The sequence below is a fragment of the Pseudoalteromonas sp. SR41-8 genome, from assembly GCF_014163915.1.
GTDB lineage: Bacteria > Pseudomonadota > Gammaproteobacteria > Enterobacterales > Alteromonadaceae > Pseudoalteromonas > Pseudoalteromonas rhizosphaerae.
This window is the reverse complement of sequence record NZ_JACJEE010000056.1, coordinates 1-15,489: the sequence shown is the minus strand read 5'-3', so window position 1 is coordinate 15,489 and position 15,489 is coordinate 1. Positions and strand designations below refer to the sequence as shown.

Genomic DNA, 15,489 nt, shown 5'->3' with positions numbered 1-15,489 from the left:
AGCGGTAAGCAGTAAGCGGTAAGCGGTAAGCGGTAAGCGGTAAGCGGTAAGCCAAAAATTTGAGCGTTGCAAATTATTATGTCAACACTTAAAAAGCACTCGGACAGCTTAAAACTTATAGCTTACCGCTCTAAAGCTAAATTTTCATACACACATATTTTTCTTCGAGGTACTCGTCGAGCCCTTGGTGGCCACCTTCGCGACCAAGACCTGACTGCTTAACCCCACCGAACGGTGCGACGGGGTTTGATATTAACCCTTCGTTAATACCTACCATGCCGTACTCTAACGCTTCGCTCACTCGGTATATTTGTTTCAAATCTTGGCTATAAAAATAAGCAGCTAAACCATAAGGCACATCGTTGGCCAGTACTAAAACTTCAGGCTCTTCATCAAATACAATGATACTCACCACCGGGCCAAAAACTTCTTGATGGTAAATGTCCATCTCCGCAGTTACCCCATTTAAAATAAGCGGTGCTTGATAGTTACCACCAAGCTCAACATTATCACCTATTTGTACCGCACCTTTTGCTTTGGCATCTGCAACCAACTCTTGTACTTTTTGCTTAGCTTTAGGATAAATCAACGGCCCTATATCTGTTGCGTCATCAAGCCCATTACCGACTTTCAGTGCTGTAACTTTTTTAGCTAATTTATCGACAACTTGATCAAGCACGCTACGCTGTACAAAAATACGGTTGGCCGCGACGCAAGTTTGCCCGCCATTTCTAAATTTTGCCCCCATAAGTCCCGTTACCGCTTCATCCAAATCGGCATTATCAAAAATAATAAACGGCGCGTTACCACCAAGTTCCATTGAAGTACGCTTAATAGTAGGGGCACATTGTGCAAGTAATTGCTTACCTACGCCCGTTGAACCGGTAAAAGTGAACTTACGAACAAGTTCAGATTCAGTTAGTAACTCACCCACCATTTTAGCGTTTTCAGAGAGCAATACATTAAAAGCGCCTTTTTCAAAACCGGCTTGGTCAGCCAAATAAGCTAATGCTAAAGCACATAAAGGTGTATGTTCCGAAGGTTTTAGTACAAAGCTACACCCAGCGGCATAGGCTGGTGCAACTTTACGGGTAACCATAGCAATTGGAAAATTCCAAGGAGTTATGCCTGCAACCACACCAATAGGCTGTTTAAAACTAGTTAAACGATGATTGTCATCAGTGGCGGGGATCACATCACCATAGCTACGTTTGGCTTGCTCTGCGAACCACTTAATAAACCCAGCCCCATATTCAACTTCACCAAGGGCTTCTTTTAATGGTTTACCTTGCTCTTTAGTCATTAATTCAGCAAGGGTTTGTTTATGCTGCATAACCAGTTCAAACCAACGCATTAATACATTACTACGCGTTGTGGCATTGGTGGCTTTGAGTTTAATAAATGCGCCGTGAGCGGCGTTGATGGCTTTATGAACCCCATCATCATCGATATCACTTACCATGATGATACTTTGCTGTGTAGCGGGATCATCAACACTAAAGTGTTTTTCAGTGGAGTAAAACTCACCGTTAATAAATGAATCAGTAAATATAAGATGTGACATAGAAACCCCTCCGGTGTGTAGCTATGAGCCTTAAGCTGTAAGTTGTAAGCTAAAACAAAAACACCGCGTTCAAATTGAGCGCGGTGTTTTCTTTAAAGCTTAAGGCTTACAACTTATAGCTGCGCTTTAAATCAATGCTCTTCATTAACGATATTGAGATTGTACTTCGGTATTTCAACTATTAAGTCTTCATCACGGATTATTGCTTGGCAACCTAGGCGTGATTCAGGCTCTAAACCCCATGCTTTATCTAGCATGTCGTCTTCAAGCTCGTCACTTTCATCAAGTGAGTCAAAACCTTCACGAATAACTAAATGACAAGTGGTACACGCACATGACTTTTCACAAGCATGTGGAATACTGATACCGTTTTTAAGTGCAACATTAAGAACTGTTTCACCACTTGGTGCATCAATTGCAGCGCCGTCAGGACATAATTCCGGATGGGGAAGAAAAATAATTTGTGGCATTCTAACCTCTTTTAAACGTTGTCTACTGACTGCCCTTGCAGTGCTTTTTTGATCGATGCATCCATTCTTAACTCAGCAAATTTACTGCTGGCGTTATCAACTTTCTCAATGGCTGCTTTTATTTGATTTGGCTCGGTAGCTGTCTCACGAACTGTAACTAGCTTCGCTATTTCAGCGTTCAAGTTAGTTAATTCATGTTCAGCAAGTAAAGCACTGTCTGTTGCTAATGATGCATAAAGTGCTTCGATAACACGCAATGCTTCAACTTGTTGCTCTTTGAGCATACGCGCTTGCATATCATCTTTGGCATTAGTCATCGACTCTTTAAGCATATTAGCTACTTGGTCATCTGACAAACCAAACGATGGTTTAACCTGGATTTCAGCTTGTACGCCAGTTGATTTTTCCATTGCAGATACGCTAAGTAAGCCATCGGCATCGACTTTAAAGGTCACACGAATATGCGCCGCACCGGCTGCCATTGGTGGAATACCTTTTAAGCTAAATTTAGCCAACGAACGGCAATCATCAACTAGCTCTCGTTCACCTTGCAATACATGCAGAGACATTGCAGTTTGACCATCTTTAAAAGTGGTAAACTCTTGTGCTCGTGCTACAGGTATAGTGGTATTACGCGGAATAATCTTTTCCACTAAGCCGCCCATAGTCTCAAGGCCAAGCGACAGTGGTAATACATCAAGTAACAACATGTCTGAATCAGGCTTGTTACCCACTAACACATCCGCTTGTAATGCTGCACCAAGTGCAACGACGCGGTCCGGATCAATAGAGGTAAGCGGCTCTTTATTAAAAAACTCAGCGACTTGGTTACGTACGATTGGCATACGGGTTGAACCGCCGACCATAACTACTTGCAGTACTTCGTCGTTTGTAATACCAGCATCTTTAACTGCACGGCGACACGAACGGAGTGTTTTTTTCACCAGCACCATGGCTAGTTCTTCAAACTTTTCGCGAGTGACTTCAACCGTGTATTTTTCATCATCAAACTCAAGACCAACATTCACTTTAGCATATTGGCTTAGTGCTTCTTTACAAGCTTTAGCTTTATTAATAAATAAGCGTAATACTGATGGAGATAGCGTCATCACACCGGTTTCACGTTTAAAATGATCCACTAATAATGAGTCAAAATCATCGCCACCTAGGCTTGAATCACCACCGGTTGCCAGTACTTCAAATACACCTTGGTTTAAACGCAAGATTGAAATATCAAAGGTACCGCCGCCTAAATCATAAACTGCGATAATGCCTTCTTGGCCTGAATCTAAACCATAAGCAACCGCGGCTGCAGTTGGCTCGTTTAATAAACGCAGTACATTAATACCAGCAAGCTCTGCAGCATCTTTGGTGCTTTGGCGCTGTGCATCATCAAAATAAGCAGGTACTGTGATCACGGCCCCTAAAATATCTTGCCCTGCAAAGCTTTCTTCGGCGCGTTGCTTTAATGCTTTTAAAATATCGCTTGATGCGGTGATTGGGCTGATGTTGCCAGCCGCGGTGGTAATCGCTAATGCACCATCATGCTGACAAAAATCATACGGTAATTGGCCGTAGCTTTGCTCTATTTCAGCTTGAGTTTTACCTAAAAAACGTTTAACTGAAATTAAAGTATTTACAGGATCTTGTGTTGCAGCTTGAGCGGCAAGTTCGCCTACTGTTATACCATCAGCGGCGTAACGTACAACAGACGGTAACATGGCTGCGCCATTAACATCGGTTAATGTACGGGCTTCGCCACTTTGTACTGTCGCAACAAGTGAGTTGGTAGTACCAAGGTCAATACCAATTGCTAACTTATGTTCATGTGGTGCCGCGCTCTGCCCCGGCTCAGCAATCTGCAATAATGCCATAATGATCTTTAACTCTTGTTTGACTTACCAATGGTGCAGTAAGTTAGATAATTAATCGTCGAATAAACTGTCTTCAATACGCTCTAATTCATCTCGTAATTTATACACGAACTTTAATTTTCGAATGCTATCAGCGGCTAACTGCCATTGCTGCTCGTCATTACTTGCCAATTGCTCAGCAAGTTGCGCACTGTATTGGCTGTCTAGTTGTTTTATTTGCTTCTCGAACTGAGCAATCGCTGTGTCTGGATCATCGCTTGTGCTTAGCTCTTCAAGCTCTTCACGTAATTCCATTTGCTGCATTAAAAACAGTGGATCTTGTAGTGTTTGCTGCTCGGCACGAATATCAACACCCAATTCACTCAGCATATATTCTGCGCGTTTTACCGGATGCTTTAAAATTTGTAAGGCATCATTAATTTCTGCAGTATTTTGTACGGCTAATAACTTATCACGGCTGCTGGCATTGGCATGGCGATCTGGGTGAACAGCACGCTGGAGTTCGAGGTAATTCTTAGTTACTTTTGCCAAATCTACATTGTAATCAACGGGTATCGCAAACAATTCAAAATAGCGCATAATTCCAACCATGCCAACAATCTATTGGCTTAAAATTCAGATAGAACAAAGCCCTACAGGTGCAGGGCTTAAGAGTACAATCACTTTATTGTTTATACTGTGAAACTTTCGCCACAACCACACTCATCAGCTTGATTTGGGTTAATAAATTTAAACCCTTCGTTCAAACCTTCTTTAGTGTAATCAAGCTCGGTGCCATCAATATAAACTAAGCTTTTAGCGTCGACGATTACTTTAACCCCTTTAGATTCAAATACTTCGTCGCCTTCAGATAACTCGTCAACAAACTCAAGAACATATGCAAGACCTGAACAGCCCGTCGTTTTAATGCCTACGCGCAGGCCTAAGCCTTTTCCGCGATTTGCTAAAAATGATTCTACGCGGTTTACTGCCGCTTCTGTCAATGTCACTGCCATGATTTATCTCTTACTTCGCTTGTTTACTTTTGTAATCTGCAATTGCTGCTTGAATTGCATCTTCAGCTAAAATTGAACAGTGAATTTTCACTGGAGGCAATTCAAGCTCAGCACTGATATCAGTGTTTTTGATCATTGCAGCTTCATCTAATGTCTTGCCTTTAACCCACTCTGTTACAAGTGACGATGAAGCAATTGCGCTACCACAACCGTATGTTTTGAATTTAGCATCTTCAATTATGCCTGCAGCTGATACTTTAATTTGCAGCTTCATTACGTCACCACATGCTGGTGCGCCAACCATACCCGTTGCTACTGATGGATCATTTTTGTCTAATACACCTACGTTACGTGGGTTTTCAACATGATCGATTACTTTATCACTATACGCCATAATTCTATCCTCATTACCTGCTAGTGGATGTGCTCGTCAATTAATGATGAGCCCATTCAACTGAATCTAAATCAACACCCTCTTGATGCATTTCCCAAAGAGGAGACATCTCACGTAAGCGACCGATAGAGTTTTTCATTAAATTGACGGTATAATCAATCTCTTCTTCGGTGGTAAAACGACCAATACTAAAACGAATTGAGCTGTGTGCTAATTCATCGTTGCGGCCAAGCGCACGTAATACATAAGAAGGCTCTAAACTTGCTGAAGTACAGGCAGAACCTGATGATACAGCAATATCTTTAACAGCCATCAATAACGACTCACCTTCAACAAAGTTAAAGCTGATGTTAATTATTCCTGGTACTGATTGGTCCGGCGTACCGTTAAAGTACACTTCATCCATATCAGCCATAATGCCATCAATTAAACGCTTACGAAGCGCGCTGATGTGAGCATGATCTTTTTCGAAATCTTGTTTGGCAATTCTAAATGCAGCACCCATACCAACCAACTGGTGAGTCGCTAGCGTACCAGAGCGCATTCCACGCTCATGACCACCACCATGCATTTGTGCTTCTAAACGAGCACGCGGTTTACGGCGAACATACAATGCACCGATACCTTTCGGGCCATATACTTTGTGCGCTGAGAATGACATAAAATCAACTTTAAGCTGTTGCACGTCGATTAAAACTTTACCGGCACTTTGTGCAGCATCAACGTGGAACATGATTTTACGTTCGCGACACATTTCGCCAATAGTTGCGATATCTTGAATTACACCTAGCTCGTTGTTTACATGCATAATGCTCACTAATACTGTGTCATCGCGCATTGTGTCGGCTAATTTTTGTAAATCAAGTAGGCCGTTTTCTTCAACGTCCATATAGGTTACTTCAAACCCTTGACGCTCTAGCTCACGACAGGTGTCGATCACTGCTTTATGCTCAGTTTTAGCGGTAATAACGTGCTTACCTTTCTTTTTATAAAACTGTGCTGCGCCTTTAATTGCAAGGTTGTTTGATTCTGTCGCACCCGAAGTGAAAACGATTTCACGTGGGTCTGCGTTAATTAAATCTGCGATATCAGTACGAGCTTGATCAATCGCTTCTTCAGCTTGCCAACCAAAACGGTGTGAACGTGATGCAGGGTTACCAAAATTGCCATCCATTGTCAGGCATTGCATCATTTCTTTTGCTACACGCTCGTCAACTGGCGTGGTTGCTGCGTAATCTAAATAAATCGGTAACTTCATTTCTTTCTCCGCTGGACGCCAACTTATAGTTGGCAGCTTACTTGAATATTTTCCAATTGCTTGAGTGCATTATTAACGCTGTTATCTTGGCGAGATGAAACTTCCTTCACATCTGACTTTTCCACCAATTCAGCAAGGGTAATACCGTTTAAAAAGTCTTCTATTCTGGTACTTAGATCAGACCATAAGGTGTGAGTTAAACACCGCATTCCGCTTTGACAGCCGCCTGTTGCACCATGGCATCGGGTTGCGTCTATTGATTCATCAACGGCGTTGATCACATCACCAACCGAAATTGCATGCGTTTCTCGACCGAGTAAATAACCACCACCAGGTCCGCGCACAGAGCTGACTAAACCACTTTTACGTAACCGGGCAAATAACTGCTCTAGATACGACAAAGAAATTTCTTGTCGTTCTGAAATATCGGCAAGGGGAACTGGCCCTACATTTGTATGTAGCGCAACATCCAGCATCGCTGTGACGGCATACCTGCCTTTTGATGTTAACTTCATGGAGCCCCCGCACTAAAGAGTGCAAATTTTAATTACCAGAGTAAAATAGTCAAGTATTATATTAGAGGCTATCAGCTATCAGCTAAACCTCAATACCCGACTGTTTTAGTCAAGTACTGTGTTCATTGTAATTACCTGAGTAATTTAGTCAAGTATTAGTCTTATAACTTTCGCTTATTTAGTAGACTTATTTATTGAGGTTAAAATACCGCGCAAAATATTTAGCTCTGCATCTTCTGGGCGTGCGCGGTTAAATAAACGACGTAACTTAGTCATTACCATGCCCGGATGCTGCTTAATAATAAAGCCTGTTTCCAGTAAGGTTTGTTCTAAGTGTTCGTAAAATAACTCGGTTTGTTTTGAACTTGGATACACAGCATCATCTACTTGCGTGGCTTTTGGTTGCTGATTTAAAAACGCCATACGTGTTTCGTAACACAAGGTCTGCACAGCCATTGCTAAATTAAGCGAGCTGTATTCAGGATTAGCAGGAATACACACATGGTAGTTACATAGTTGTAGTTCTTCATTACTTAAGCCGCTGTTTTCGCGACCAAAAACTAATGCCACAGGACCAGTAACAGCTTCAGCAACTAGCTTCTCACCACACTCACGTGGTTCCACCATCGGCCACGATAAAGTACGTGAACGGGCGCTAGTACCAATAGTTAGAGCACAACCTGCAATCGCTTCAGCAACTGTGTCAACTATTACCGCATTACCTAGCACATCAGTTGCACCGGCTGCTAATGCGCTGGCGTGGCTATCAACTTCACACGCTGGATCAACTAAATACAGTTTTGATAAGCCCATGGTTTTCATCGCGCGCGCCGCTGAGCCGATGTTACCTGAATGCGAGGTGTTTACTAAAACAATGCGGATGTCATCTAAGATCATTACTGTTTAACTCATACCAAAAAATTGCGCGAATTATAACATAGAGAAAAGCTGTAAGCAGCAAAGATTCTAGGTTCTAGGTTCTAGGTAATAAATATGGGAAGTTTTATGTATCAACGATCAATGCTGGCTTTTGTCTTGTAATTTTTACCTTGCAACTCAAGCCAGTACAAAAAACAAGCAAAAATTTTTGGGGTTTATTGTTTACTTTGTGCCAAAAATCGCTAGAATACTCCGGCTGAAATATATAGAAATATATACACGTTCTTTTACAACCCAAAGGTAATACCATGCATCCAATGTTAAACATTGCGGTTCGCGCTGCGCGTAACGCAGGCAAAATTTTACTTCGCGCTGGCGAAGATTTATCAAAAGTTGAAGTGCAACAAAAAGGCACTAATGATTTAGTAACGAATATTGATAAAGAAGCCGAAGCCGTAATTCGCGACACTATTTTACAATCTTACCCTACTCACTCTATTGTTGGTGAAGAGCTAGGTGAGCACGTAGGTAAAGATGCAGATTACCAATGGATTGTTGATCCTATTGATGGCACTACAAACTTCATCAAAGGCATCCCTCATTACGCGGTTTCTATCGCACTTAAAGTTAAAGGTCGTCTAGACCAAGCTGTTATCTACGATCCAATTCGTGGCGAGCTTTTCACCGCTTCTCGTGGTCAAGGCGCACAGCTAAATAGCAAACGTCTTCGTGTAAGTAAAACTACCGTTCTTTCTGGTACTGTTCTTGCCACTGGTTTCCCATTCAAAAACAAACACCATATGGATGCGTATACTGAAGCATTCAAAGCATTGTTTGTTCACACTGCTGATATTCGCCGTGCCGGTTGTTCTGCACTAGACATGGCATACGTGGCAGCTGGCCGTGTTGATGGTTTCTTTGAAATTGGTTTGAAACCATGGAACTCAGCTGCAGGTGAACTAATGGTTAAAGAAGCTGGTGGTATGGTTGTAGATTTTGCCGGTGGTAATAATTACGCTCACAGCGGTAATATTATCTGTGGCGCACCAAAATTAACACAAGCGATGATCCGTGAAATTCGCCCAGTATTAACTGAAGCGTTACTTCGCTAATAGCGAGTTATACTCAGATCGATACTAAAAGGAGCCTAGGCTCCTTTTTTAATGATTAAAATAAGGGTTCTCTAATTTGATCTCAACAGTGTTTTGCGGATCAAATGGCAAGGCCTTTAAATCATCGCCAAAATACTGGTTAAATAGCTCATCAAAACTACCGTTCATTTGCATAATAGCTAAGCCATCGCTGAGCTTTTTTGCCAGTTCTGGCTTGTGTTTGGCCACAAAGTAATAAAAAGCACTCGGGTAGCTAATATATAAATTTGGCACAATAACCAGCGCTTGCTTATTAACTTCTTTTAACTCTGAGCTTACTTCTATGAAGGAGCGAGGAAAGTAATCAACTCGTCCGGTCAAAACGATATTAAACATCGCTTGATAATTTGCAAACGGCCGCACCGATAAATCATTATGTGCCAATATTTTGGTATCTGGCCAGTCATGCCCTTGAATTGCAGTAAACCCTTTTAGTTGCTCTTTGCTCTTGATATCAGCAAAGCGATTAAGAAACGACTGCCTAGTTACTAAGGCTCGCTTACCAATATAACCTTTAAATAACGGCACTTTTATCGGTATTGCTAAGGTTTCTCGTTCTGGGCTGGTCATACTCCAATATAGGTCAACGCTATTATCGCCAAGGGCTATGAGCGCCCGCTGTTGGTGAGGATGTACCACGACAGATTCTAACTGGGCTGAATAATTAGCAGCATCAAGCGCACGTTGCAGTAACTCTTTTAAGTATGCATCTCGTTTATATAATGTTCGAGGTTCTTGAGCGATTGTGACCGTTTCTTTTACTGCAGTTTTAGCACTGCATACGGTACTAACAATAAGTACCGAGAGCGAGATGAGTGAAAAGAAATACCTAGTCATAATTATTATTTTCTAGTGTTTTAGTAAAGCTACACGCTGAGCAATAAATACTCAAGAAAAACAGCCCTACTTAACGTTATTTTATATGACTTGTTTCTCAGGAGTTAAACGCACAACCGCCAAAGCAGGACCACGTCGTTTACATAAAAATAGATAGCTGTGGCGATAGCGTTTTGCTTCTTTTTTAGCATCTGTTGCCAATGCAGCAATTTGATGGCTGTTAGTACACTGCTCTAGATCGGGTTCAACAACGCCAATCGATAAAGTAAGTAAAGGTACAAATTGCTTTTCACCTTCACGATTAGTTGCCCAATAACCACCACTGGCAATATGCTCTGGCGTAAAGAATGCACGAGATTTCAGCTCAAACTCAGTTATTATGTTGTTACATACTGTAGCCGCATCATCACCATCAAAGACCACCATAAAATCATCGCCACCAATATGACCAACAAAACTGGGCACGTTACTACAAGCTTGGGTGGTGACATCGGCCAATAATTTGATAACACTATCACCACTGGCGTAACCATATAAATCGTTGAACTGCTTAAAGTGGTTTAAATCAATATAGGCTAATGCAAAGCTGTGTTTGGCTCTTAATCTATGCTCAATTGCTTCGTTAATTGCAACATTCCCCGGCAGCATAGTAAGTGGATTAGCATGCTGAGCATGACGAATTTTCTCTTCCGTAATATGTTTTAAAATATCCCGCAGTGGCGCGAGCCCTAAGTACTGCTCAGTGCGAGTGATCACAATATGACGGCGAATATCAAAATCATTTTCGGTAATTTGCTGACTAACAGTATCAAGCAGCTGATTTTCATCAACTACCAAGGGTTGCTTGTGCATTAGTGCCGTAACCGGTTGTTTGTCGTATAAAGCATGGCCATAAGGAGCCGCAAATACTTCTGTCAGTTGATCTTTGTGTAATAAGCCTATCGGCTGCAAGCTTTCATTGACAACCGCAAGACTGATAATCGATTTATCTTTTTCAAAAATATTATGCGCATCTTTACAACGAGTATGACTGTCTATTGGGGCTTGTTCGATTGCTAACCAACCTATCGCCATTGATTGCTCAAACTGATTGTTAAGTGGGGTAAAACTTAATTGCTGTAATTGAGCTGAGTCAAACGCTAAGCTAGGTTTTAAACTTGGTCGTTCCAGCAAAAAGCCTTGCGCATTCACAATGCCTAGCCCTTCAAGTAAACTGAGTTCTTCAACCCGCTCTATGCCCTCTGCTATCACCGCTGTTTTGGTAACTTTCGCTAACTCTATAATTGATTTTAAAAATTCTTTTTTAACCACGCTTTCATCGCAATGGTCAATAAAATAACGGTCAATCTTCACATAGTCAGGACATAATTCTGACCATTGCTTTAACCCTGAGTAGCCTGCACCTAAATCATCGATGGCAATCGAAAAACCGAGCTGGCGATAATGGGCAATTGTTTTTAGCAATAAAAAACCATCATCAACCTTTTCTTGTTCGGTAACTTCAATCACCACTCTATTAGCGGCCAAGCCAAACTGCTTAATTAGGTGTAATGTTTCTCCTTTCGGATGGCAGGGATCAAGTAACGTTTTAGGACTTACATTTAAGAATAATTTGCCTTGTAGTTTTAATCTTACAAAATTTTCGATCGCTTTTGAACGGCATAACAACTCAAGCTCTGAGATTTTATCGTGCACAATTGCAGCACTAAAAAGCGCATTTGGCATCTCTAGATCGCAATTTTTAGGGCCTCGACTTAATGCTTCGTAACCTAAAATTTGCTGCCCTGCAATATCAAAGATGGGTTGAAACAGTGTCGTTATTTCACTGTTTTTTAAGATATTTTCTAATATACCTAGCCGAGCACTCACTTATCATCAACCCATTACTTCATTAAGAGAGTGCTAAAGTAGCAAGCTGGTATGACAATTTTATGTCAGTACCCGTTAACACTCCGGCATTTTGTTATTTATTTAATGCTTGTTCAACCTGATCAAAATGAGCTATCACCTCAATAATCTCAAGTTCAGCATATTCATAAGCTTGTGGGTCAACAAATCCTAAACGAGCAACCGCCTGTACAGTCGCAGGATGAACCAATAAATCCTTACCGTGATAACATATGGGATCGTCAAACTTAGGTAGCTTACCATCGCTATGATAACCACTTTCAATTTCTTCTAGGGGCAATGAAGGGAGCAAATCAGCAACAGCAATAAGCGCATTTATGTATTCAGCACATTGTGGATAATCAACTATCAAGTCATTGAGGATAGTCTGCGATAGCGCGACTAAATCAGCAGATTGAGTTTCTAAATTAGCTGCGTCTTTTTGCACTCTAATACTGCGAAGTAAGTTATTAGCTTGATGCTGATAATGTTCAAGTGTTGTTAATTGATAAGGTTGTACTGCAGCCTTTGATTGCTTAGGTTTAACGTTGTCATCACATCCGCTAACAATAATTAGACTACTAGCGACTACAAGTTGCTTTAACATTAGTTGGTTACATCAATACTTAATCAATAATTACTATTATAGGAAATATTACGTTCCATAAATAGCAATTATTAACAGCGACCTATTTAAAGCTACGCGGCATAAAACCCCGCCGACAAATATGCAAATACAAGGGGCTTGCCCCTTACGTAGGCCTTTTATTCTTTCAGCTTCTCTCTGGCTTGATACTCTAAAGCTACAAATACTATTAGACTATTCACCACCACCATCGGGGCACTTCTAACCTACTTAGCTTTTTCAAGTACATTGTTAATTTTCAAAAACTGAGTTCGCTTACCCTATTTGTCATCTTTGTGACTAGACCTAAATTTCGCTGCGGCTCGGTTAATGGCTTTTCTGAATGATACTCTTGGCATCAAGATAAGATCACGGTTTTGCGTGCCAAAGGTATAGTCATAAGGAAAATGTTTACGCTCTGTATTTGGCCCAAATTTGCCCGTGGCAAATATTCCCTGATGACAACTAATACAATTACTGGTGGAATCGGGCCCTTCAATAAAAGGGTTAGAGTTCCAAGTGATTACCTCTTTTTTATTGCGATAGTTTAAAAATAATTTTTTACTGCCAGTAAACAGCGGGAGGTTATTCATTCCATTTCCTGGGGAGGGATCCATTTCCAGTTCATTGACCGACACTAACATAATATAGTTGCTGTAGACGTCACTGATACTGTCCGGTCTGTCACTACCAAAGCCTATATCTGGTTCGGGTTGCCAAATAAATGAGATCCATATCCAATCTTTAAGCTCTTTAGTAACAATGTGAAAACCTTTTAGGACAAAGGTTCTATCACCATCACTCATGGTAAAAGCGTTAGTTTTATCTAGGCAATACTCTCCTCTTTCAACCCATGCACCGCTATTAGCGATAACCTGATGTACACCGCTGGGGCTCAAATCTTTAACATTACTTTTATAGCAAAGGCCATTGGCACTTTGAGATTTAACTTCGCCCCAGGCTAATTTCATCATTATGGAGGTTGCCGGAAATTCCACCATACAATTGGAATGAGATGCTTTGTCCGCTAGCGGTGTGTCCATTAATTTTACCGTCACCGCTGATATTAGAACCTGCGCTCTAGCTGCAATAGCATAAACTAAAAAGCCCTGTAAGTTTGTCACCTACAGGGCCTTTATTTAATCTAACTAAAGTCTCTAAAGCTACTCGCTAAGCAACAAAACCATAAATCAATGCAGCTACCGCTAATAAGCCTACAGCTAACACAAACAAAGTGCTAAAACGGCCACGGTACTTTTGTAATGCTGGAACCTTATAAACAGCGATCATTGGCATGATGAATAAGATCATCGCAATAATCGGCCCTGATAGTTGGTCCATCATATCTAAGATACTTGGGTTTTTAACAGCACAAAACCAAATTGCCAAGAACATAATAGCAACGCCAATTTTATCGGCGTTCTTCACTGATAGGTTGGTTTGCTTAGTAACAAGCCCATTAAAGCTTTCTCTTGCTCCTAAAAAGTGACCTAAGAAAGATGAAGTGATAGCAATAAACGCGACTAGCGGGCCAAAGGTGGCAATAAATGAGTTGTCAGTAACATTAGCTAAGTATGATAACACGGATACATTTTGTGCTTTTGCTTGCAACATTTGCTCTGGTGTTAATGAAAGTACACACGAAAATACAAACAATAGAACGAACACTATCAGTAATAAACTGGTGCGCTTTAGAATCGCCTCGGACTTAGCTGTCGCTTGTTTACCATAATGACCTCGCTGTACGTTTACAAAGCTTGAGATCGCCGCTGCGTGGCTAAATGAGAACACTATAATAGGAATTGACAGCCATAACGTTTTACTAAAGCCTGCAAACTCAGGAAAGGCCATATTTGGTACTTGCCAGCTCGGAATTAAATACAACGATAAAAACAATAAAATACCGACTAACGGATACACTAAAATAGCAAAAGCACGCAACATTAGCCTTTCACCACCGAGCATCAAGCTGATCATACCTGCAACTAAAATTCCTGAAAGCAATACTCTAGAAGGTGCTTCCATACCTAATTGGTTTACCATAAAACTATCAACAGTATTAGTTAGGCCAACACCATAGATCAGTAGAATTGGAAATATTGATAAGAAATACAATAATGAAATTAATCTACCAGCATTCACACCAAAATGCTCTTCAACCACATCGGTAAAATCAGCATCTTTGTTCTTTGATGACAATACAAAACGCGCTAAGCCACGGTGGGCTAAGAAAGTCATTGGAAACGCTAAACACGCTAAAATGATCAGCGGCCAAAAGCCACCAATACCAATATTAATTGGCAAAAACAAAATACCGGCACCGACTGCAGTACCAAAAAGACTCAACACCCATTGGGTATCATGAAAGTTCCATTTCGATTTACTTGTTGTCACTGCGTCAAACTGCGCAGCATCAGTGGAAGAGTTCATGCACTTCACCTATTAGTATAATAATTTGGCAAGAGCATATAGAAATCAACACATTATTTCAGTTTTTGGCGATATAATTAACTAAATATTACAGCCTATTTTGTAATTACTGAGTTACTTACTGTCATGAATTTGAAACAGTCATAAAATCAAAATTCATTAGCTGATAGAGGAAATAAATTTTCGAGTTTTCAAGCTTAGAAAAATGGCAGTACACGCATGTCAAAGGTTAACACTACGCTGCTGACAGCTCAAAGCCATTAGCTTTCCTACAGACGTAAAAAAGCCGCTTCATTTCTGAGCGGCTTTCTCAATTTAGATCCATGGTGCGCTACGCAGTAGGATGTCGTGGTGCCCACAGCGGTAGAGAGCCACATAGCAAATGCGACACTATCTTTGTGCCGGAGCGGCCACTACTGAGTTCGGTACGGGCTCTTGCCTTTGGGGTTTTACTTTCCTACAGACAACAAAAAACCCGTCACATTGCTGTAACGGGTTTCTCTTATTTGGAGCCTGGCAATGTCCTACTTTCACATAGCAAATGCTACACTATCATCGGCGCTGTTTCGTTTCACTACTGAGTTCGGCATGGGGTCAGGTGGGTCCAAAA

The 15,489-nt window shown here is 41.1% G+C and carries 15 protein-coding genes; 1 reads left to right on the top strand and 14 read right to left on the bottom strand.

Annotated features, from left to right (window positions below; translation table 11 throughout):
- Positions 1 to 136: 136 nt before the first annotated feature.
- From H5162_RS20740 to trmJ, 9 genes are all read right to left on the bottom strand, one after another.
- A complete protein-coding gene (locus H5162_RS20740) occupies positions 137 to 1,564 on the bottom strand; it encodes an NAD-dependent succinate-semialdehyde dehydrogenase (protein ID WP_182779410.1) in 1,428 nt (475 codons plus the stop codon).
- Between the two features lie 131 nt (positions 1,565 to 1,695).
- Positions 1,696 to 2,034, bottom strand: a complete 339-nt coding sequence (gene fdx, locus H5162_RS20735; RefSeq protein WP_145236547.1) for an ISC system 2Fe-2S type ferredoxin — start codon at positions 2,032 to 2,034, stop codon at positions 1,696 to 1,698.
- An 11-nt stretch (positions 2,035 to 2,045) separates the two neighbouring features.
- Positions 2,046 to 3,908 carry a Fe-S protein assembly chaperone HscA gene (gene hscA, locus H5162_RS20730; RefSeq protein WP_145236544.1) on the bottom strand — a complete coding sequence of 621 codons (1,863 nt, stop codon included), beginning with the start codon at positions 3,906 to 3,908 and terminating at the stop codon, positions 2,046 to 2,048.
- 51 nt (positions 3,909 to 3,959) lie between these two features.
- Positions 3,960 to 4,487 (bottom strand): co-chaperone HscB, encoded by a 528-nt coding sequence (gene hscB / locus H5162_RS20725; RefSeq protein ID WP_149980539.1) that lies wholly within the window; start codon positions 4,485 to 4,487, stop codon positions 3,960 to 3,962.
- Positions 4,488 to 4,579: 92 nt separating this feature from the next.
- Positions 4,580 to 4,903 carry an iron-sulfur cluster assembly protein IscA gene (iscA, locus tag H5162_RS20720; protein WP_145236536.1) on the bottom strand — a complete coding sequence of 108 codons (324 nt, stop codon included), beginning with the start codon at positions 4,901 to 4,903 and terminating at the stop codon, positions 4,580 to 4,582.
- 10 nt (positions 4,904 to 4,913) lie between these two features.
- Positions 4,914 to 5,297, bottom strand: a complete 384-nt coding sequence (gene iscU / locus H5162_RS20715) for a Fe-S cluster assembly scaffold IscU (RefSeq protein ID WP_145236533.1) — start codon at positions 5,295 to 5,297, stop codon at positions 4,914 to 4,916.
- 40 nt (positions 5,298 to 5,337) lie between these two features.
- Complete coding sequence (locus H5162_RS20710) at positions 5,338 to 6,555, bottom strand: IscS subfamily cysteine desulfurase (RefSeq protein WP_149980538.1); 1,218 nt, start codon at positions 6,553 to 6,555, stop codon at positions 5,338 to 5,340.
- Positions 6,556 to 6,578: 23 nt separating this feature from the next.
- Positions 6,579 to 7,070, bottom strand: coding sequence for a Fe-S cluster assembly transcriptional regulator IscR (gene iscR, locus H5162_RS20705; RefSeq protein WP_145236527.1), 492 nt, complete (start codon positions 7,068 to 7,070; stop codon positions 6,579 to 6,581).
- A 174-nt stretch (positions 7,071 to 7,244) separates the two neighbouring features.
- Positions 7,245 to 7,967 (bottom strand): tRNA (cytosine(32)/uridine(32)-2'-O)-methyltransferase TrmJ, encoded by a 723-nt coding sequence (gene trmJ / locus H5162_RS20700; protein ID WP_182735783.1) that lies wholly within the window; start codon positions 7,965 to 7,967, stop codon positions 7,245 to 7,247.
- Between the two features lie 290 nt (positions 7,968 to 8,257).
- Between trmJ and suhB the strand changes: the two genes are divergently transcribed.
- Positions 8,258 to 9,061 carry an inositol-1-monophosphatase gene (gene suhB / locus H5162_RS20695; RefSeq protein ID WP_145236520.1) on the top strand — a complete coding sequence of 268 codons (804 nt, stop codon included), beginning with the start codon at positions 8,258 to 8,260 and terminating at the stop codon, positions 9,059 to 9,061.
- Positions 9,062 to 9,109: 48 nt separating this feature from the next.
- Here suhB and H5162_RS20690 read toward each other — a convergent pair whose 3' ends face one another.
- The 5 genes from H5162_RS20690 to H5162_RS20670 all read right to left on the bottom strand — a co-directional run bounded on the left by H5162_RS20690 (position 9,110) and on the right by H5162_RS20670 (position 14,879).
- Entirely contained in the window at positions 9,110 to 9,937 is an 828-nt protein-coding gene (locus tag H5162_RS20690; protein WP_182779409.1) for an ABC transporter substrate-binding protein, read from the bottom strand.
- An 81-nt stretch (positions 9,938 to 10,018) separates the two neighbouring features.
- Positions 10,019 to 11,806: a bifunctional diguanylate cyclase/phosphodiesterase gene (locus H5162_RS20685; protein WP_182732645.1), complete on the bottom strand. Its 1,788-nt coding sequence runs from the start codon at positions 11,804 to 11,806 to the stop codon at positions 10,019 to 10,021.
- Between the two features lie 94 nt (positions 11,807 to 11,900).
- Positions 11,901 to 12,431 carry a hypothetical protein gene (locus H5162_RS20680; protein WP_182732646.1) on the bottom strand — a complete coding sequence of 177 codons (531 nt, stop codon included), beginning with the start codon at positions 12,429 to 12,431 and terminating at the stop codon, positions 11,901 to 11,903.
- 299 nt (positions 12,432 to 12,730) lie between these two features.
- A complete protein-coding gene (locus tag H5162_RS20675) occupies positions 12,731 to 13,573 on the bottom strand; it encodes a hypothetical protein (protein WP_182732647.1) in 843 nt (280 codons plus the stop codon).
- A gap of 46 nt (positions 13,574 to 13,619) precedes the next feature.
- A complete protein-coding gene (locus H5162_RS20670; protein WP_182760547.1) occupies positions 13,620 to 14,879 on the bottom strand; it encodes an aromatic amino acid transport family protein in 1,260 nt (419 codons plus the stop codon).
- Between the last annotated feature and the right edge of the window lie 610 nt (positions 14,880 to 15,489).